The sequence below is a fragment of the Streptoverticillium reticulum genome (genome assembly GCF_047456005.1).
GTDB classification, from domain to species: Bacteria; Actinomycetota; Actinomycetes; order Streptomycetales; family Streptomycetaceae; genus Streptomyces; species Streptomyces reticulum.
In genome coordinates this window covers 3,031,877-3,050,763 of the sequence record NZ_CP179755.1, presented here as the reverse complement: position 1 = coordinate 3,050,763, position 18,887 = coordinate 3,031,877, and the positions used below count along the sequence as shown (strand labels likewise).

The 18,887-nt window shown below is 73.1% G+C and carries 14 protein-coding genes; 9 read left to right on the top strand and 5 right to left on the bottom strand.

The features are described from left to right. The first annotated feature begins 84 nt into the window (after nt 1-84). From ACMATS_RS13575 to moeZ, 9 genes are all read left to right on the top strand, one after another. Entirely contained in the window at nt 85-1,803 is a 1,719-nt protein-coding gene (locus ACMATS_RS13575) for an ABC transporter substrate-binding protein (protein ID WP_414168022.1), read from the top strand. Further along, nucleotides 1,800-2,804, top strand: coding sequence for an ABC transporter permease (locus ACMATS_RS13570; RefSeq protein WP_390776395.1), 1,005 nt, complete (start codon nt 1,800-1,802; stop codon nt 2,802-2,804). The genes ACMATS_RS13575 and ACMATS_RS13570 overlap by 4 nt, the downstream gene beginning before the upstream one ends. Then, nucleotides 2,801-3,799: an ABC transporter permease gene (locus ACMATS_RS13565; RefSeq protein WP_390776396.1), complete on the top strand. Its 999-nt coding sequence runs from the start codon at nt 2,801-2,803 to the stop codon at nt 3,797-3,799. The genes ACMATS_RS13570 and ACMATS_RS13565 overlap by 4 nt, the downstream gene beginning before the upstream one ends. Beyond that, complete coding sequence (locus ACMATS_RS13560; protein ID WP_414168021.1) at nt 3,796-5,517, top strand: dipeptide ABC transporter ATP-binding protein; 1,722 nt, start codon at nt 3,796-3,798, stop codon at nt 5,515-5,517. Before ACMATS_RS13565 ends, ACMATS_RS13560 begins: the two co-directional genes overlap by 4 nt. 165 nt (nt 5,518-5,682) lie before the next feature. Further along, nucleotides 5,683-7,218 carry a DUF3492 domain-containing protein gene (locus tag ACMATS_RS13555; RefSeq protein ID WP_390776398.1) on the top strand — a complete coding sequence of 512 codons (1,536 nt, stop codon included), beginning with the start codon at nt 5,683-5,685 and terminating at the stop codon, nt 7,216-7,218. After that, entirely contained in the window at nt 7,215-8,228 is a 1,014-nt protein-coding gene (locus ACMATS_RS13550) for a hypothetical protein (RefSeq protein ID WP_414168020.1), read from the top strand. The genes ACMATS_RS13555 and ACMATS_RS13550 overlap by 4 nt, the downstream gene beginning before the upstream one ends. A gap of 43 nt (nt 8,229-8,271) precedes the next feature. Further along, the gene (locus ACMATS_RS13545; protein ID WP_336414173.1) at nt 8,272-9,186 is read left to right on the top strand and encodes an NAD-dependent epimerase/dehydratase family protein; all 915 of its coding nucleotides are present in this window, start codon (nt 8,272-8,274) and stop codon (nt 9,184-9,186) included. Further along, nucleotides 9,174-9,989, top strand: a complete 816-nt coding sequence (locus tag ACMATS_RS13540; RefSeq protein WP_390776400.1) for a spherulation-specific family 4 protein — start codon at nt 9,174-9,176, stop codon at nt 9,987-9,989. The genes ACMATS_RS13545 and ACMATS_RS13540 overlap by 13 nt, the downstream gene beginning before the upstream one ends. 84 nt (nt 9,990-10,073) lie before the next feature. Continuing rightward, on the top strand, nt 10,074-11,252 hold the full coding sequence (gene moeZ, locus ACMATS_RS13535; protein WP_390776401.1) for an adenylyltransferase/sulfurtransferase MoeZ: 1,179 nt from the start codon (nt 10,074-10,076) through the stop codon (nt 11,250-11,252). A gap of 120 nt (nt 11,253-11,372) precedes the next feature. On the opposite strand, the gene ACMATS_RS13530 is transcribed toward moeZ, so the two are convergent. The 5 genes from ACMATS_RS13530 to modA form a co-directional block, all read right to left on the bottom strand. Continuing rightward, nucleotides 11,373-12,911 (bottom strand): alpha/beta hydrolase, encoded by a 1,539-nt coding sequence (locus ACMATS_RS13530; RefSeq protein ID WP_414168019.1) that lies wholly within the window; start codon nt 12,909-12,911, stop codon nt 11,373-11,375. A 193-nt stretch (nt 12,912-13,104) separates the two neighbouring features. Continuing rightward, nucleotides 13,105-14,277, bottom strand: coding sequence for a hypothetical protein (locus ACMATS_RS13525; RefSeq protein ID WP_414168018.1), 1,173 nt, complete (start codon nt 14,275-14,277; stop codon nt 13,105-13,107). Nucleotides 14,278-14,411: 134 nt separating this feature from the next. Beyond that, on the bottom strand, nt 14,412-15,983 hold the full coding sequence (locus tag ACMATS_RS13520) for an alpha/beta hydrolase (RefSeq protein WP_414170719.1): 1,572 nt from the start codon (nt 15,981-15,983) through the stop codon (nt 14,412-14,414). Nucleotides 15,984-16,147: 164 nt separating this feature from the next. Then, a complete protein-coding gene (locus ACMATS_RS13515) occupies nt 16,148-18,133 on the bottom strand; it encodes an ABC transporter permease (protein ID WP_414168017.1) in 1,986 nt (661 codons plus the stop codon). Further along, nucleotides 18,130-18,879, bottom strand: coding sequence for a molybdate ABC transporter substrate-binding protein (modA, locus tag ACMATS_RS13510; protein WP_414168016.1), 750 nt, complete (start codon nt 18,877-18,879; stop codon nt 18,130-18,132). The genes ACMATS_RS13515 and modA overlap by 4 nt, the downstream gene beginning before the upstream one ends. Nucleotides 18,880-18,887 lie beyond the last annotated feature (8 nt).

The following is an 18,887-nucleotide window of genomic DNA, read 5'->3' as shown; positions in this document are numbered from 1 at the left end:
GTGCGCCCCTTCTTCCCAACCGCCTTCCGTGGGTGTTCCCTGCATTCGCCCTTCCTCGCCCACCCGCGAAAGGCTTCCCTCGTCATGCCTCATATATCCGTCATATCCCGCCGCGTGGCCGCGGCCGCCGTCAGCGTGGTCCTGATCGGAGGCGCGGCGGCCTGCGGCCCGAAGGACGGCAGCGGCGCCAAGAACGACGCCGGTGCGGCCCCGAAGAAGGGCGGCACCCTCACCGTCCTCAACAGACAGCCGCAGAACAAGTTCGACCCCGCCCGCCTCTACACCTCCGGCGGCGGCAACATCCCCTCCCTCGTCTTCCGCACCCTCACCACCCGCCACCGCGCCAACGGCACCGAGGGCACCAAGGTCGTCCCCGACCTCGCCACCGACACCGGCACGCCGAGCGACGACGCCAAGGTCTGGACGTACAGGCTCAAGGACGGGCTCGCCTACGAGGACGGCACCCCGATCACCAGCGCCGACATCAAGTACGGCGTCGAGCGCTCCTTCGCCCCCGAACTCTCCGGCGGGGCCCCCTACTTGCGCGACTGGCTCGTCGGCGGCGAGGACTACCAGGGCCCGTACAAGGAGAAGAAGGGCCTGGACTCCATCGAGACGCCGGACGCGAAGACCATCGTCTTCCACCTGCGCAAGTCCGAGGGAGACTTCCCCTACTTCGCCACCTCCACCCAGTTCGCGCCCGTCCCCAAGGACAAGGACACCGGCGCCAAGTACGCCGAACACCCCGTCTCCTCGGGCCCGTACAAGGTCGTCAAGAACACCAACGACGGCGAGCAGCTGCAGCTGGAGCGCAACACCCACTGGTCGGAGGACTCCGACAAGGAGCGCCACGCCTACCCCGACCGGATCGAGGTGAAGTCCGGCCTCTCCTCCGCCGTCATCAACCAGCGGCTGTCGACCGGCGCCGGCCCCGACGCCGCCGCGGTGACCACCGACACCAACCTCGGCCCGGCCGAACTCGCCCAGGTCGGCAACGACAAGAAGCTCGCCGACCGGGTCGGCACCGGCCACTTCGGCTACACGAACTACCTGGCCTTCAACCCGGAAGTGAAGCCCTTCGACAACCCGAAGGTGCGCCAGGCCATCTCCTACGCCGTCAACCGCACCAGCGTCGTCAACGCCGCCGGCGGCTCCGCGCTCGCCGAGCCCGCGACCACCTTCCTGCCCAACCAGAAGTCCTTCGGCTACACGCCCTACGACCACTTCCCGGCGGGCGACAAGGGCAACGCGGCCAAGGCCAGGGAACTGCTGAAGGAGGCCGGTTACGACAACGGCCTGGAGATCACGCTCACCCATTCCACCGCCCAGGACTTCGAGACCAGCCCCGAGATCGCCACGGCCCTGCAGGCCGCGCTCAAGGACGCGGGCATCACCGTCAAGCTGGAGGGCCTGGAGGTCAACGACTACGACCAGAAGGTCCACAGCTTCAAGGACCAGCCCGGCCTCTTCCTCGCCCACTGGGGTGCCGACTGGCCGTCCGGTGGACCGTTCCTCGCGCCCATCTTCGACGGGCGGCAGATCGTGAAGGACGGCGCCAACTTCAACACCGCGCGCCTGGACGACGCCAAGGTCAACGACGAGATCGACGCGATCAACAAGATCACCGACCATGACGCCGCCGCACAGCGCTGGGGCGCCCTCGACCGCACCATCGGCGAACAGGCCCTGACCGTCCCGCTGTTCCACCCCGTCTACAAGCGGCTGTACGGCAAGGACGTCAGGAACGTCGTCATCAGCGACTGGACCGGTGTCCTCGACGTCTCGCAGGTCGCGGTCAAGTGACGGACACCCTCGCCACCCCGCAGCCGGAGGCGGCCGCCCCCGTCTCCGGCGCCCGGCAGGTGTGGCGGCGGCTGCGTACGCGCAAGAGCGCGCTCGCGGCCGCCGCCGTGCTGGGCCTGCTCGTCCTCCTCGCTCTCGGCGCACCGCTGCTGGCCGCGCTGGAGGGCCAGGACCCCGTCACCTACCACGACGCCCTCGTCGACTCCGCCCGCGGCGGCGTGCCGCTCGGCTCCTTCGGCGGCGCCGGTGCCGAGCACTGGCTGGGCGTCGAACCGGGCACCGGACGCGACCTGTTCGCCCGGATCCTCTACGGCGCCCGCGTCTCGCTGTTCGTCGCCCTCGGCGCCACCGTCGTCCAGGTGCTGATCGGCGTCGCCGTCGGCCTGGCCGCCGCCCTCGGCAACCGGCTGCTCGACAGCGTGCTCAGCCACCTCACCGACGTGATGGTCGCCATGCCCTCCCTGGTGTTCACCATCGCCCTGTTCGCCGTCGTGCCGTCCGACTTCCCGCGGCCGGTCCTGCTGATCGTCGTCATCGGACTGCTCAACTGGGGCTCCACCGCACGGCTGGTGCGCGCCCAGACGCTCGGACTGAAAAAACTTGACTACGTCACCGCGGCGCGGCTGACCGGCGGTTCGCCCTGGCGTGTCGCCCGGCGCGAACTGCTGCCCGCTCTCGCCGCACCCGTCATCACCTACGCGGCCATCCTGCTGCCGGCCAACGTCGTCATCGAAGCGGGCCTGTCCTTCCTGGGCGTCGGCATCAAGCCCCCCACACCATCCTGGGGACAGATGCTGTCCAGCGCCACCATGTGGTTCCGCGCCGACCCGATGTACGTCCTGCTGCCCTCGCTGCTGCTGTTCGTCACCGTGCTCGCCTTCACCGTGCTCGGCGACGGCGTACGGGCCGCACTGGACCCGCGCGAGGCCTCGCGGCTGCGCGTCGGGCGTGCCGGCCGGCGGAAGTCCGCGGACACGTCCCCCGAAGGAGGCGCCGCGTGAACGGCCTCGCCGGCTACTTCCTGCGCCGCGCGCTCGGCGCGCTCGCCGTCGTCCTCGTGCTCTCCCTCGTCGTCTACGCGACGTTCTACATCGCCCCCGGCGACCCCGCGCGCCTGGCCTGCGGCCCCCGCTGCAACCCCGAGCAACTCCGCCAGGTCCGTGAACAGCTGAGCCTCGACGACCCCTTCTACCTCCAGTACTGGCACTTCCTGCAGGGGCTCGTCGCCGGGCACGACTACTCCACCGGCACCGGCGTGCTGCACTGCACGGCGCCCTGCTTCGGGCAGTCGTACCAGAGCAACCAGCTGGTGACCGACCTGCTCGCCGAACGGCTGCCCGTCACCGCCTCCCTCGCCCTCGGCGCGATGGTGCTGTGGCTGCTGCTCGGCATCGGCACCGGCCTGCTCTCCGCGCTGCGCCGCGGCGGGGCGACCGAACGCGTGCTGACCTGGCTGACGCTCGCGGGCACGGCAACACCCGTGTTCATCACGGGACTCGGACTGCTGATGTTGTTCTGCGTCTACCTCGAGTGGCTGCCGTTCCCCACCTACGTGCCGCTCGGCGACGACCCGGAGCAGTGGGCCTGGAACCTGGTGCTGCCCTGGGCCGCGCTCGCCCTGCTGGAGTCCGCCAAATACGCCCGGCTCACGCGCAGTTCGATGCTGGAGACCCTCGCCGAGGACCACGTCCGCACCTTCCGCGCCTACGGACTGACCGAGCGGGCCGTCGTCGGACGGCACGCCCTGCGCGGCGCCCTGCCGCCCGTCATCGCGCTGACCGCCGTCGACCTCGGCTCGATGTTCGGCAACGCGGTGCTCACCGAGTCGCTCTTCGGCCTCCCCGGGCTCGGACAGCTCCTCGTCCACGCCACGCAGACCATCGACATTCCCGTCGTCGTCGCCGTGGTGATGGTCACCGGCACCGCCGTGGTGCTCGCCAACATCGTGGCCGACGTGCTCTACGCCGTCGCCGACCGAAGGGTGGCCCTGCGATGACGCCACTGGTCTCCGTGACGGACCTCTCCGTCACCTTCCCCACCGGGGGCGCCGCCGTCCGGGCCGTGGACGGGCTCTCCTTCGCGCTCGCGCCCGGCGGCGCGCTCGGCATCGTCGGCGAGTCCGGCTCCGGCAAGAGCACCGCCGCCTACGCCCTGCTGGGCCTGCACCGCGGCACCGGGGCGCAGGTCACCGGGTCCGTGCAGGTCGCCGGCCACGACGTGCAGGCCGCGGACGAGGCCGGACTGCGCCGCATCCGCGGCGGCGCCGCCGCCATGGTCTTCCAGGACCCGCTGTCCTCGCTCGACCCCTACCAGGCCGTCGGCGACCAGATCGCCGAGGTGTACCGGGCCCACCGGCCCGGGGCCTCGCGCCGCGCCGCCCGCGAGCGCGCCGCCGAGGTGCTCGACCGGGTCGGCATCCCGGACGCGGCCCGCCGCGCCCGCTCCCGACCGCACGAGTTCAGCGGCGGCATGCGCCAGCGCGCCCTCATCGCCATGGCCCTCGCCTGCGAGCCCCGGCTGCTCGTCGCCGACGAGCCCACCACCGCCCTGGACGTCACCGTCCAGGCCCAGGTCCTCGGCCTGCTGGGCGAGTTGCGGGCCGAGACCGGCATGGGCCTGATCCTGGTCACCCACGACCTGGGCGTGGCCGCAGGCAGCGTCGACGACCTGCTCGTGATGAAGGACGGGCGGGCCGTCGAGCACGGACCGGTGCGCGACGTGCTGGAGACACCGCGCGAACCGTATACGCGCGCCCTGTTGGCGGCCGTCCCGCGGGTGCAGCATTCTCGCGGGGGACAACCCCCGGACCCCCGGCCGGAAACGCGGGCCGACGCGGTTGCCCCGACTGGCGCTGCGCGGGCAACATCGGTAAACGTCCGCCGATCGGTGGAACCGGTTCCGGCCACCGACGACTCCGTCCTCCTCGAAGCCACCGGCCTGCGCCGGGAGTTCGGGCGCGGTCGGCACGCCGTGACCGCCGTCGACGACGCCACGCTGACCGTGCGGGCCGGCGAGACGGTCGGCGTCGTCGGCGAGTCCGGCAGCGGCAAGACCACGCTCGGGCGGATGCTGGTGCGCCTGCTGGAGCCCACCGGCGGCGAACTGCGCTACCGGGGCCGCGCCATCGGCGGCCTCAAGGAGCGCGAACTGCGCCCCTTCCGCAGCGAACTGCAGATGGTCTTCCAGGACCCGGTCTCCTCGCTCAACCCCCGCCGCAGCATCGGCGAGTCCATCGCCGACCCGCTCCGCGCCGCCGGGAAGCTCGACGACACCTCCATCGTGGCGCGCGTCCGCGAACTCCTCGAGCGCGTCGGGCTCGACCCGGACGCCTACCACCGCTATCCGCACGAGTTCAGCGGCGGACAGCGGCAGCGCGTGGGCATCGCCCGGGCCCTCGCCCCCGAGCCGAAGCTGATCGTCTGCGACGAACCCGTCTCCGCGCTCGACGTGACGACACAGGCTCAGGTCGTGCGCCTGCTGGGCGAGTTGCAGCGCGACCTCGGTCTGGCACTGGTCTTCATCGCGCACGACCTCGCCGTGGTCCGTCAGGTCAGCGACCGGCTGGTCGTGATGCAGGGCGGCCGGATCGTCGAGGAGGGCCCGGCCGACGCCGTCTACGAGCACCCCCGGCACGCCTACACCCGAGGTCTGCTGGCCGCCGTGCCCCGGCTCGGCACCGAGGACGGGACGGCTCTGCAGGGCGCACCCGCATAGCGCGCCATAACGTCCCGTCTGCCCGAAAGTCACTCCCGTTCACCCCTTCCGGTGGCGCGACGGACAACCGTCCATCGCGCCACCGTGCAGCCCGCATAGCGTGCTCCCGCTGCCGTTCGGCGGTGGCTTCCGACAGGGCCACGAAGGAGAGGCGGGGGTGCGCACGTGCGTGTGGGACTGCTTTCCGAGGGCGGGTATCCGTATGCCGCGGGCGACGGCGGGGAGTGGTGCGACCGGCTGGTCCGGGGACTCGGCCAGCACGACTTCGAGCTCTACGCACTGAGCCGCAGCGCCCGTCAGGAGGACAGCGGTTGGCACGCGCTGCCGGGCAACGTCCGGCGGGTCAGAGCGGCACCCCTGTGGGGCGGCCCCGCGCCGGGGTGCGCCGGGCGCGCCTACGGCGCGTACGGCCGCGAGCAGCGGCGGCGCTTCGGCGCCCACTTCGGCGACCTGGCGGCGGCGATCACCCTGCCGGGCGACCAGGCGTACCGTTTCGCCGATGGCCTGGGCGGCCTCGCCGACCTCGCCCGCGACGAGGGCGGGCTCGCCGCCGCCCTCCGCTCCGAACAGGCCCTGCGAGCCCTGGAGAACGCCTGCCGCGCGCCCGGCGCACAACCCGCCGCCTACGGGGCCCGCGTCACCGACCTGCTCGCCGTCTCCGGCCTCCTGGAGCGCGCCCTCAGACCGCTCTCCCTCGACTGGTACGGCACCGCCGACGGCGACCGCGGCCTGTCCGGCGTCGACCTCTGCCACGCCACCTCCGCCGGGCCCGCCGCCCTCCCGGGCCTGCTGGCCAAACGCTTCTTCGGCACCCCCCTGCTCGTCACCGAGTACGAGGTCGGCCTCCGCGAGTACTACCTCGACGGCCCCGCCGGCCCCTCCCCGTCCGTCCGCACCCTGCTGGCCTCCTTCCACCGGCTGCTCGCCGCCCACGTCTACGACCGGGCCGCGCTCGTCACCTCCGGCGACGGACAGGCCCGCCGCTGGCAGGAGCGCTGCGGCGCCGACCGGACCCGGCTGCGCACGGTCTACCCCGGCATGGACGCGAGCCTCTACGAGGAGGTCGGCGAGGGCGCACCCGACCCCGGCGGCGACACCCCCGCCCTGGTCTGGGTCGGCGGCCCGCCCGAACCCCGCCTGTGGGAGGCTCTCGCCGCCCTGCGCGAGGCCGAACCGGGCGTCCGGCTGCACGTCGTCGGCGACCCGGCGGAGGACGCACCGGCCGCCGAGGGCGTCACCCACGGCAGGAACGGCGGCCCCGACGTCTTCGCGACGGCCGCCGTGGTGCTCCTGGCCGGCACGGCCGACGGCTTCCCCGCCGCCCTCGCGGAGGCCATGTTCTGCGGCCGCGCCACCGTCTCCCCGGACACCGGCGCCGTCCGCGAAGTCATCGGCGGCACCGGCCTGGTCGTCCCCCCGCGCGACCCCGGCGCCCTCGCCGAGGCCTGCCTCGCCCTGCTGCACGACCCCGCGCGCCGGGCCCGGCTGGGCGCCGCCGCCCGCGCCCGGGCGCTGGAACTCTTCACCGACGAACAGAACGTCGCCGCCTTCGGCGCCCTCTACCTCGAAGTCCTCTCCCGCACCCCGGTCCAGCACCCCGCCGCGGACCCGTCGGTCCCCTTCGCCCACGCCGCCGGCGATCAGCCGCCGCTCACCCGCTCCCCCCGCTCCGCCTCGCCCACCTGGGCGGGCCGCTCATGACCACCTCGCTCCGCGACGGGAGCGCTCCCACCCCCGTCGGCATAGCCGACGCACCGGCCGACCCGGTGAAGACGCTCCTCCAGCGGCACCGCGCCCTGTGCGCCGGTGCCGTCGACCCCTGGGAGATCGCCGCGGGCCTGGAGGTGCGCGGCATCGGCGACCGCGAGGCAGCCGAGTACCGGCACCGCGACGTCTTCTCCCTGGCGGAGGAGCTCCACGCGCGCGTGGAGCACGGCGAACAGCCGGGCCCGGACGCCCCGGACGCGGAACCACCGGCCGCACGGGAACACCCGCGCGGCCGGTGCGCGGCCCTGCGCCGCGGCCGGGGCGCAGGCGTCACCCCGGCCTCGCTGTGGCTGCTCGCCTCCGGGCTCGCCGGCGACCGCGCGCTCACCGTGCTGCTGCACGGCGGACGCGGCACCGCCGTGCACGCCCTGCTCGCCGCTGCCGCACCCGCCGGGCTCGCCCTCGCGTGCGCCGTCGTGCCCGCGGCCTGCTGCGCCCACTGGTTCGCCGGCCGGGCCCGCCGGGCCGTGCGGACCAGCCGCAGCCTGAAGGAGTTCGGCGCCCGCGTACGGCCCGCACTGCTGACGGCCGTCGTGCTCCACCTCGGCACGCTGCTGCTCTTCCTGTGGTCGGCCCGCTCGGCCCTGCCCGACGGGACCGCGGGGCCGGCCGTCCCCGCACCCGTCCCCGCCTACACCCTCGTCGCCGCCCTCGGCGGGCTGCTCTTCCTCGCCCGCCTGCTCGCCTCGTACGGGCAGACCCGGGCGGCCCTCCACGCCACCCTCGCAGCCGGTGCGGCCCAGGCCGTACCGCTGTGCGCACTCCTCGCCGCGCGCCTGCCGGGCTGTGACGCCCTCGGATGGCCGGTGCGCTGGGCGGCCGGCGCTTGCACGCCCGTCGCCATACCGCTCGTCGCGTGCGTCCTGCCGGCCCTCGCCCTGCTGGTCCACGCCGTCCCCGCCCTGTCCCGGGCCTCCGTCCACTCAGAGGAGCAAGGAACATGACCGTCCACCCCCACCGCAGCGCGCGAGAGCGAGGGCAACACCGATGAGGGTCCTGTTGCTCGGTGCCAACGGCTACCTCGGCCGTTTCGTGGCCGACCGGCTGCTCGCCGACCCCGCCGTCCAGCTCACCGCACTCGGCCGCGGCGACGACGCGGACGTCCGCTTCGACCTGGCCAGCGGCAGCCCCGGAGCGCTCACCCGCTTCCTCAACGCCGTGCATCCCGGCGTCGTCATCAACTGCGCCGGCGCCACCCGCGGCGGGGCCCGCGAACTGGCCCGCCACAACACCGTCGCCGTCGCCACCGTCTGCGAGTCGCTGCGCCGCAGCGGGTGCGGCGCCCGCCTGGTCCAGCTGGGCTGCTCCTCCGAGTACGGGCCCTCCCAGCCCGGCTCCTCCACCGCGGAGGACGCCGTCCCGCGCCCGGGCGGCCCGTACGGCGTCAGCAAGCTCGCCGCCACCGAACTGGTGCTGGGCTCCGGCCTGGACGCCATCGTGCTCCGGGTCTTCTCGCCGGTCGGCCCCGGCACCCCGGCCGGCTCCCCGCTGGGCCGGCTCGCCGAGGCCATGCGGCGCGCCATGCAGAACGGGGACAACGAGCTCAAGCTCACCGGCCTGGGCGTGCAGCGGGACTTCGTCGATGTGCGCGACATCGCCCGCGCCGTGCACGCCGCCTCCCTGTCCGCCGCCCAGGGCGCCGTCAACATCGGTACCGGCCGCGCGGTGCGGCTGCGGGACGCGGCCACCCTGCTGGCCCGGGTGGCGGGCTTCGGCGGCGCCCTGCACGAACTGGACGACCCGCACCTGGGCAGCCCGCCCGCCTACCCCTACCCGGACGGCTGCGGCGCCTGGCAGCAGGCCGACGTGCGCACCGCCCGCGACCGGCTGGGCTGGCGCCCCCGGATCGGCCTGGAGGAGTCGCTGGCCGACATCTGGATGGAGGCCGCGTGTCGCATCTGACCTCCGGGCACCGCCGTTTCCTGGCCACCGGCAAGGCCCCGCTGCGGCTGGGCGTCCCCGGCTTCGCGCACCCGCTGGTCGCGCCCGCCGAGTGGGGCGGCCTGCAGCGCGCCGGCCTGCCGCTGGACTGGGTGGTGCTCGGGGGCGCGGGCGGCGGCCCCGGCAGCCGACCGGACCCGTGCTGGCGCGCGGCGGCGGCCCCGCTGCGGGAGGCGGGCGTGCGGCTCCTCGGCCACCTGGATCTGGCCTCCGGCACGCGTCCCCTCGGTGAACTCCTGTCGGACGCACAGCGCTTCCTCAACTGGTACAAGGTCGACGGATTCGCGCTGGGCCGCTGCCCGGCCGACGCGGCGGGCCTGAAGGAGACCCGCCGCGCCGCCGGCGCCCTGCGCACGCTGCGCGACGGCACCCACCTCGTCCTGCTCCAGGGCACCCACCCCTGTCCCGGATACGTCTCCCTCGCCGACCAGTTGGTGACCTTCGCGGGCTCCTGGTCCGGCTACCGCTGGTCGCAGGTCGCCGAGTGGACCGCCGACCATCCGCCCGAGCGCTTCTGCCACCTCGTGTACGGGGTGCCCCGGTCGCACCTGGACGAGGCGATGCGGATAGCCCGTTGGCAGGGCGCGGGCACGGTCTTCTTCACGGACCGCACGAACCACGCGAGCCGGACGGGCCGGGCCCACCGGGCGGGCCGCTCGGGGCGGGCGGCCCCGCTGACCTTCGTGCGCGTGGACCCCTGGGAGTCCCTGCCCGGCTACTGGGACGAGTTCGTCTCGCGCATCGGACCTGGTGTCTCGGAATGAGACCGGGCGTGGCAGTGTTACGGGAACGTACGCCCCGCGTCCGCGGGGACGTAGCCGCATGTCCGACCGACCTACGGAGTTCCCGTGTCGCTGCCACCTTTGGTTGAGCCGGCTGCCGAGCTCAGCGTTGACGAGGTTCGCAGGTATTCGCGTCACCTGATCATCCCGGATGTGGGGATGGCGGGGCAGAAGCGCTTGAAGAATGCCAAGGTGCTGTGCGTGGGGGCGGGCGGTCTCGGCTCGCCCGCGCTGATGTACCTGGCGGCGGCGGGCGTGGGCACGCTGGGCATCGTGGAGTTCGACGAGGTCGACGAGTCGAACCTGCAGCGCCAGATCATCCACTCCCAGTCCGACATCGGCCGCCCCAAGGCCGTCTCCGCACGCGAGAGCGTGCTGGGCATCAACCCGTATGTGAACGTGGTGCTCCATGAAGGCCGCCTGGAGGCGGACAACGTCATGGACATCTTCTCCCAGTACGACCTGATCGTGGACGGCACGGACAACTTCGCCACCCGCTACCTGGTCAACGACGCGTGCGTGCTGCTGGGCAAGCCGTACGTGTGGGGTTCGATCTACCGCTTCGACGGCCAGGCCTCGGTGTTCTGGTCCGAGCACGGCCCCTGCTACCGCTGCCTCTACCCCGAGCCCCCGCCGCCCGGCATGGTCCCCTCCTGCGCCGAGGGCGGCGTGCTCGGCGTGCTGTGCGCCTCGATCGGCTCGATCCAGGTCAACGAGGCCATCAAGCTGCTCGCCGGGATCGGCGATCCGCTGGTCGGCCGCCTGATGATCTACGACGCACTGGAGATGACCTACCGGCAGGTCAAGGTCCGCAAGGACCCCGACTGCGCGGTCTGCGGCCCCAACGCGACCGTCAGGGAACTGATCGACTACGAGGCGTTCTGCGGCGTCGTCTCCGAGGAGGCCCAGGAGGCCGCTGCGGGTTCGACGATCACGCCGAAGCAGCTCAAGGAGTGGATCGACGACGGCGAGAACATCGACATCATCGACGTCCGCGAGCCGAACGAGTACGAGATCGTCTCCATCCCCGGTGCGCGCCTCGTCCCGAAGAACGAGTTCCTGATGGGCACCGCCCTCCAGGACCTGCCGCAGGACAAGCGGATCGTCCTGCACTGCAAGACGGGTGTCCGCTCCGCGGAAGTCCTGGCGGTCCTGAAGTCCGCCGGGTTCGCCGACGCGGTCCACGTGGGCGGCGGCGTCATCGGCTGGGTCAACCAGATCGAACCGGAGAAGCCGGTGTATTAGGCCGCGGTGTGTCAACTGCGGGCTCGTCGTGGTTGCTCGCGCAGTTCCCCGCGCCCCTTCGGGGCGCGATCACCCAGGTGCCCCGTAAGGGGCACGGGGAACTGCGCGACAAGCCACCGACTACCCGCACGTCACCCCCTGCCCCGGCACCGTCCCCTCCAGCAGATACGCGTCAACCAGCCGCGTCATGCACGGGTCCCCCGTGTTGTACGCCCCGTGACCCTCGCCCCGGTACGTCACCTCGACGCCCACCCCGGAGCCGAGCGCCGAGGCCATCCGTCCCGCACCGGCGTACGGGGTCGCCGGGTCCCCGGTGTTGCCGATCACCACGATCGGCGCCGCGCCCTTCGCGCCGACCTCCGGCGCCTTCGTCTTCCCCTTCACCGGCCACCCGGTGCACGAGATCAGCGACCATGCCGCCGACTCCCCGAACACCGGTGAGGCAGCCCGGAATTCGGCCAGGTGCGCCTTCACGTCGTCGACCGTGTAGCGCTGCTCCTCGTCCGCGCAGGACACGGCCCGGTTGGCCGGCTGGAGGTTGGAGTAGTGGCCGTCGGGCGAGCGGCCGTTGATCGAGTCGAAGAGCAGCAGCAGGGTGTTGCCGGTGCCCTTCTGCAGGGCCTCCTCCAGACCGGCCGTGAGGTATTTCCACGTGTCCTTGGTGTAGAGCGCGGCGGCGATGCCGTTGACCGCCTCGTCCTGGGTGAGCCTGCGCCCCTGCGCCGTCGGCAGCGGCTGCGTGTCGAGCCGCTTGAGCAGCGCGGTGATGTCGTCCATGCCGGGGCAGGGCGACGACCGGGAGGAGCAGTCCTTCTCGTAGTCGTCTAGGGCGAGTTGGAACCCCTTGGACTGGGCGAGGTTGCCCTGCAGGGGGTCCTGCGTGGGGTCGACGACCGCGTCCAGCACCGCGCGTCCGACGTTCTGCGGATACAAGTGGGCGTAGACCCCGCCGAGTTCGGTGCCGTAGGAGATGCCGAAGTAGTGCAGCTTGTCGTCGCCCACGGAGGCCCGGATCCGGTCCATGTCCCGGGCGGCGCTGACGGTGTCCACGTACGGCAGGACCTTGCCGGAGTTCTTGGCGCACGCGTCGATGTAGGCCTTGTTCGCCGCCAGGTACGTGCGGACCGCGGCATCGTCCCCCGGCGTCGCGTCGATCTCGTTGGCCGCGTCCGTCTCCTTGTCGCTCTGGCACCGCACGCCCGCGCTCTCGCCGACGCCGCGCGGGTCGAAGCTCACCAGGTCGTAGCGCTGCCGGAGTTTGGCGTAGCTGTCGGCGAGGCTCGGCAGCGTCGCGACCCCCGAGCCGCCCGGGCCGCCGAAGTTGAACACCAGAGAGCCGATGCGGTGCTTGGCGTCCAGTGCCCTGGCCCGGATCAGGGCGAGGTCGATCCGCTCCCCGTCCGGCTTCGCATAGTCCAGCGGTACGGGCAGCTTTGCGCACTCCCACCCCTTGCCGGGCGCCCTGCCGCCGCCCTGGGCAGCCGTGGGGGCGTCGCAGGCCGTCCAGCGCAGGGCGGCGCCGCCCGCGGACGACTGCTTGGCGTCGGCGCCGGACCCGGCATCGCCGCTGCTCCCGCCGCACGCGGTGGCGGTGGCGGTCAGGACGAGCGCGAGGGCGGCGGAGGCGAGGGCGGTGGCCCTGGGCCGTGCGGTACTCATTTCACCGACTCTACGGAGGAATCGCCCGCCCCGGACTCGGGGTACAGGCGCGCGCGGGGGAGCGCGGCGGGGCACAGGGCGTGTCCGATGGGTCAGCGCGGGCCCCGCGACGCTCCCCCAGCTACCTCCCCCAGCACCGGACGCCGCGGGGCCCGCACTGACCCATCGGACACGCCCTGGTCCGCTCCCGCCGTCACTCCACGTGCCCGGTACGGCCCGTGTGCAGCGACGCGCACCCGATGCGCCGGCCCACCGCATCGACGAAGTCCGGGAACACCGCGCGCGCGTCGTCGAGGCGGGTGCGCGAACGGCCGGGACCGGTCCGCATGGTGAAGACCGTCGGACGGCCCGCGCAGTCCGCCTGTACCAGCGCGCCGGACGCCTCGATCCGGCCGTGCGCACGCCACCCCGGCGCGGGCGGGCCGTCCCCGGCGAGGCCGTCGAAGAGGGCGACGACCCGCGGCCGGGCGATCATGGCGAAGCGTGCCGCCCACCGGTCGTCGGCGGCGACCGCACACGTCTGGAAGTCGTCCCCGACGCTGCCCACCGTGTCCGTCAGCCGGACGGAGTCCGCAGCCGCCACCGTCAGCCCCGGTATCGCGCACTGCTCCGCCGGGCCGCCGGCCGACACCCGCACCCAGCTGGGCGGCGCGTGCTGCGGCTGCACGACCGGCATCGGGGCGCAACGCGACGCCCTCACCGCCCTGTTGGCCGCGTCCACCAGCAGGCTGCCCGTGCGGGCGGGGGAGGAGTCGTCCGGGAAGCCGGGACGGTCGGCGCCGCCCGGCCCGGCCGCGTCCGCCCCGTCTGTTCCGTCCGTCCTGCCCGACCCGTCCGCCCCGTTCGCGTCGCGGAACGAGCTCGTCACCGTCACGACCGACGGGCGGCCGTCCACGTCGCACGACGGGGGCAGCACCAGCGTGCCGGAGCCGGCGGCCACGAAGCCGGGCAGGCCGTCCGGAAGCGCACTGTCCCCTCCCACCAGCAGCCCCGAGAGCCAGGCGCGGCGGGCCTCCGCCTCCCGCGGGCCCGTCCCGTACCGCACGTCGAGCCGCTGCCGGTACGCCCCGGCGCCCCGGCCGCCGCGCCAGCTCAGCGTGCACGTGCCGTACGGGCGCCCGGGGGCGGGGGCGCTCTCCTGCGCCGAGCGGTCGTGGTCGCCGCTGCGGAACGGGCCGCCGTCCTCCGGCCAGGTGCCCCAGCAGTACGAGGACCTCGCCGGCGGTCCGAACTCCGCCTGCCAGAACGCCATCAGGGCGGCCAGCAGGGCCGCGATGGCCAGGGCGCCGGTGAACACCCGGGCCCTGCGGCCGGGGCCGCCGGTGCGCCCGGCGGTGGTCCGTAACGTACTGCTGTCGTTCGACACTTCGATCCCCCCGCCCCGTGCTCGGTCCGCAACGCGCCGTCCGCGTACGGAACTTCTGTGCGGGCGATCGTAGTGCGGGCCACTGACATTCGAGCCGGTGCAGTTCGTATTACCGGTGTGATCTGCTATGGGTGCTATGAACACACCTTGTTGGGCTCCGGGACCTTACCGTCCAGGAGATACGCGTCTGCCGCACCTTTGACGCAGGGGTTGCCGCTGTCGTACGCGCCGTGCCCCTGCCCCCGGTATGTCATCTCGATTCCGACGCCCTCGCCCAGCTCCCGCGCCATCGTGCGCGCTCCCTCATAAGGGGTCGCCGGGTCACCGGTGTTGCCGACCACGAGCATGGGTGCGGCACCCTTGGCGCTCACGTCCGGCGTCTGCCACTCGCCCTTGACGGGCCAGCCGGTGCACTGCAGGAGGCTCCACGCCATGAAGTCCCCGAAGACCGACGACGCCCTGCGGAACTCCGCCACCCTCGGCTCGATGTCCTCCGCCGTGTAGCGCTGGGCGAAGTCCGCGCAGGTGACCGCGTTGAGGGAGGCCTGGAGCGAGCTGTAATGGCCGTCCTGGCCACGGCCGTTCATGGAGTCCGCGAGGGAGAGCAGGATCCTTCCGTCGCCGTTCTCGGCGTCCTCGACGCCCTCGGTGAGGTACTCCCAGAAGTCCTTGGAGTACAGGGCCTGGGCGATGCCGCTCGTCGCCAGCGACCGCGTCAGCTCGCGGCCGCCGGCTCCGCCGGTGCCGCCCGTGGGGGAGCCGGTGCCGGTGCCGCCCGCTGCCGGGATCGGCTGCTTGCCGAGCCGGTCGAGGAGGTCGGTGATCGAGCGTTCCGTCGGGCAGTTGTCGGAGGTCTGCGGGCACGCCGTCATGTAGTTGCCGAGGGCCAGCTGGAAGCCGCGGGCCTGGGCGAGGGCGCTCTGTACCGGGTCGCTCGACGGGTCGACCACCGCGTCGAGGAGCGCCCGTCCGACGTTCTTGGGGTACAAGTGGGCGTAGACGCCGCCCAGTTCGGTCCCGTAGGAGACGCCGAAGTAGTGCAGTTTGTCGTCGCCGAGCGCCTGCCGCATCAGGTCCATGTCGCGGGCGGCGTTCGTCGTCCCGACGTACGGGAGGACCTTTCCGGAGTGCTGACGGCAGGCGGCCGCGTAGGCCTCGACGCGGCCGACGAGGGCCGTCTGTTCGGCCTTGGTCGCCGGTGCGGAGTCCGCCGCGTAGTACGCGTCCAGCTCCTTGTCGTCCAGGCAGCGGACGCCGGTGCTGCGGCCTACCCCGCGGGGGTCGAAGCTCACCAGGTCGTAACGGGTGCGCAGATTCCGGTAGTCCTCCGCGAACGCGGGGAGGGTGGTGACGCCCGAGCCGCCCGGGCCGCCGAAGTTGAAGACGAGCGAACCGATGCGGTGCGCGGGGTCGGTGGCCTTCGCCCGGATCATGGCGATGCCGATCTTCTCGCCGTCGGGGTGCGCGTAGTCCAGGGGCGCGCGCAGGGTTGCGCACTCCCAGTCGCGGCCCGGGGTCCTGGCCGCCCCGCCGTTGTCCTCGGCGGCGCTCGGGGGCGGGCACGTCTTCCAGTCCAACTTGGGGTCCTGGGCGCTGCGGGTGCCGCCCGCGGGGCCGGGGGCCGAGGCGGCCGCCTGGGGGCGGCCTGTGTGGGTGCAGCCTGTTGCGGCTGCCGTCGTGATCGTCAGCAGGGCGGCCGAGAGCAGGGCGCCGGTTCGTATGGATTGTGCGGGTCCTGTGGCCTTCGCGGCTCTCGTGGCTCTCGGCACGGCGGTGCCTCCCGGGGCTGACGTCGACGGACTGCCATCGTCTGCGGGGTGCCGCCGGGGCGCGCGTGGTGCGGGGCGTACGGGTTACAGGGGGACTGCGGTTACAGGGGGACGAACGTGGCTTCTGTGGCCTTGATGCTCGTCCAGACCGGGGTGCCCTCGGCCAGGGCGAGGTCCGCCGCGGCCGACGGGGTGATCTCGGCGACGGTCTCCGGGGCTCCGTCCGTGCCCTCGACCAGGACGCGGAGGCGGCCGCCCTGGGCCGTGATCTCGCGGACCTTGCCCTGCCAGATGTTGCGGGGGCTGCCGGTGGGGCGGGTGGTGTGCAGGGACACCGCTTCGGGGGGGACGACCGCGAGGCCGGGGGTCGCGGGCGGTGCGGCTTCGGCCGTCGTGAGGCGTGCGCCGTCCTCCAGGAGCACGGTGCCCTCCGGAGTGGTGCTGCCGGGCCAGGCGTTGCGGCCCAGCATGCGGGCCACCCAGGGGGAGCGGGGGCGGCGGGTGAGGTCGGTGGGAGTGGCGTACTGGACGGTGAGGCCGTTCTCCAGGACGAGGACGTGGCTCGCGAGCGACACGGCTTCCACCGGGTCGTGGGTGACGAGGAGGCACACGCCCGGGAAGTCCGCGAGGTGGGTGCGCAGGGTGTGGCGCACGTGGGTGCGGGTCGACTGGTCGAGGGCGGCGAGGGGTTCGTCCAGGAGGAGCAGGTGGGGGCGCGCGGCCAGGGCGCGGGCCAGGGCCACGCGCTGGGCCTGGCCGCCGCTGAGCCGGCCGGGGCGGTGGTGGGCCAGGGCGCCGACGCCGAGGCGGTCCAGCCATTGCCGGGCCTCGCGGTGGGCCTCGGCACGGGGGGTGCCCTGGGCGCGGAGGCCGTATGCGGTGTTGGCGAGGGCGTTCAGGTGGGGGAAGAGGGCGCCGTCCTGGGGGACCCAGGCGATGCGGCGGTGGTGCGGGGGCACCGCGGACACGTCCACGGTGCCCAGGGTCAGGGTGGGGGCCGTTGCCCGGGTCGTCAGGCCGAGGAGGGCGCGGAGCAGCGTTGTCTTGCCTGCGCCGTTCGGGCCTACTACCGCGATCGTTGTGCCCGCGGGGGCGTTGAGCGTTGCTTCTACCGCGCCGGTCACCGTGGTGCGCAGCGGGTGCGGGGTGGGGGCGGGGCCGGGGGGCCGGGGAGGGCCCTCCGGGGCTGCTGTATTTGCGGCCGTTGCCGTTCCGCGTGTTGTGTACCCCGTACTTGGCCGCAAATACGGCTTTACGCCCCTTGCCGGGCCCTCCCCGGCCCCCCGGCCCCGCCCGGCCTTCGTCGGCGTCTGCGGGTTCAGCCAGCTGCCGCGGAGGCTGATGAGGATTGCCGTTGCTATCGCAAGCAGGAGGAGAGATACGGCTGTTGCGCCCTCCGGGTCGTCCTGGAGGAGTAGGTAGACCTGGAGGGGGAGGGTTTGCGTTGTTCCGGGGAGGTTGCCCGCGAAGGTGATCGTGGCGCCGAACTCGCCCAGGGCTCGGGCCCAGGAGAGGGCCGCTCCTGCGATCAGGCCCGGGAGGACCATGGGGAGCGTGATCGTGCGGAAGACGCGAAGTGGCGCTGCTCCCAGGGACGTTGCCGTTTCCTCGTAGCGGGGGTGCAGGCCGGCGAGGGCTCCTTCGAGGCTGATGACGAGGAAGGGCATGGCCACGAAGGCCGAGGCCAGGACTGCGCCTGCGGTGGAGAAGGGGAGAGTGATGCCGTAATGCGCCAGTGCCGGGCCCAGGATGCCGTGGCGGCCGTAGGCCTGGAGGAGCGTTACGCCTGCCACGGTCGGGGGCAGCACCATCGGGAGCATGACCAGGCAGCGCACCAGTGACTTGCCCGGGAACTCCGTGCGGGCCAGCAGCCAGGCCAGCGGGACGCCCAGGAGCAGGGCGATCAGCAGGGCCCAGCCCGAGACGAGGAGGGAGAGGGTGAGGGCCTGGGTCACTTCGTGAGAGGCGAGGCGGGAGGGGAGCGTGTTCCAGGGGGCGTGGGCGATGACGCCCGCCAGGGGGAGGAGGAGAAACGTCACCGCGAGTGCGGCCGGTATGCCCAGGGGGAGGGGGATTCTCTTCTTCACGGCTTCTGGAAGCCCGCGGATGCGAGCAGTTTCTGAGCCTCGGCAGAGCTCAGCCACTTGACGAAGTCTGCTGCGGCTTCGGTGTGCTTGGAGCTCTTGAGCGTTGCCGCCGGGTAACTGGCCACCGCGTTCTGGGCGTCGGGGATCGCGACGGTGCCCACCTTGCCCTTGGCCGCGGTCGCGTCGGTCACGTACACGATGCCGGCGTCCGCCTCGCCGAGGGAGACCTTGCTGAGCACGGCCCGGACGCTGGGCTCCTGGGAGACCGGCTTCACGGAGAGGTGCTGCTGGTCCAGGATCTTCTTGCTGTAGCGGCCCGCGGGGACCTCGGGTGCTGCCAGGACGACCTTGAGGCCGGTTTGCGAGAGGTCCGTGAGGCCTTGGACGTGCCGGGGGTTGTGCGGGGCCGTGGCGATGGTGAGGCGGTTCTTCGCGATGACCGCGGGGGTTCCGGCCTGCGCCTTGAGGTCGTCCATCGTCTTGGTGTCGGCGGTCACCAGGGCGTCGGCCGGTGCGCCCTGGCGGACCTGGGCGGCCAGTTCCTGGGAGCCGGCGAAGGAGAACTTCACCTCGGTGTCCGGGTGCTCCTTCTCGTACGCGGCCCCTGCCTGCTTGAAGACGTCGGTGAGGGAGGCTGCCGCGAGGACGGTGATGGTGCTCGTGCTTTTGCCGCCGGTGCTGCTGCAGGCTGCCAGGGGGAGGGCGAGGGCTGCTGCGAGGGCGGTGCGGGTGAGCGTGCGGTTCATGGTGTCCC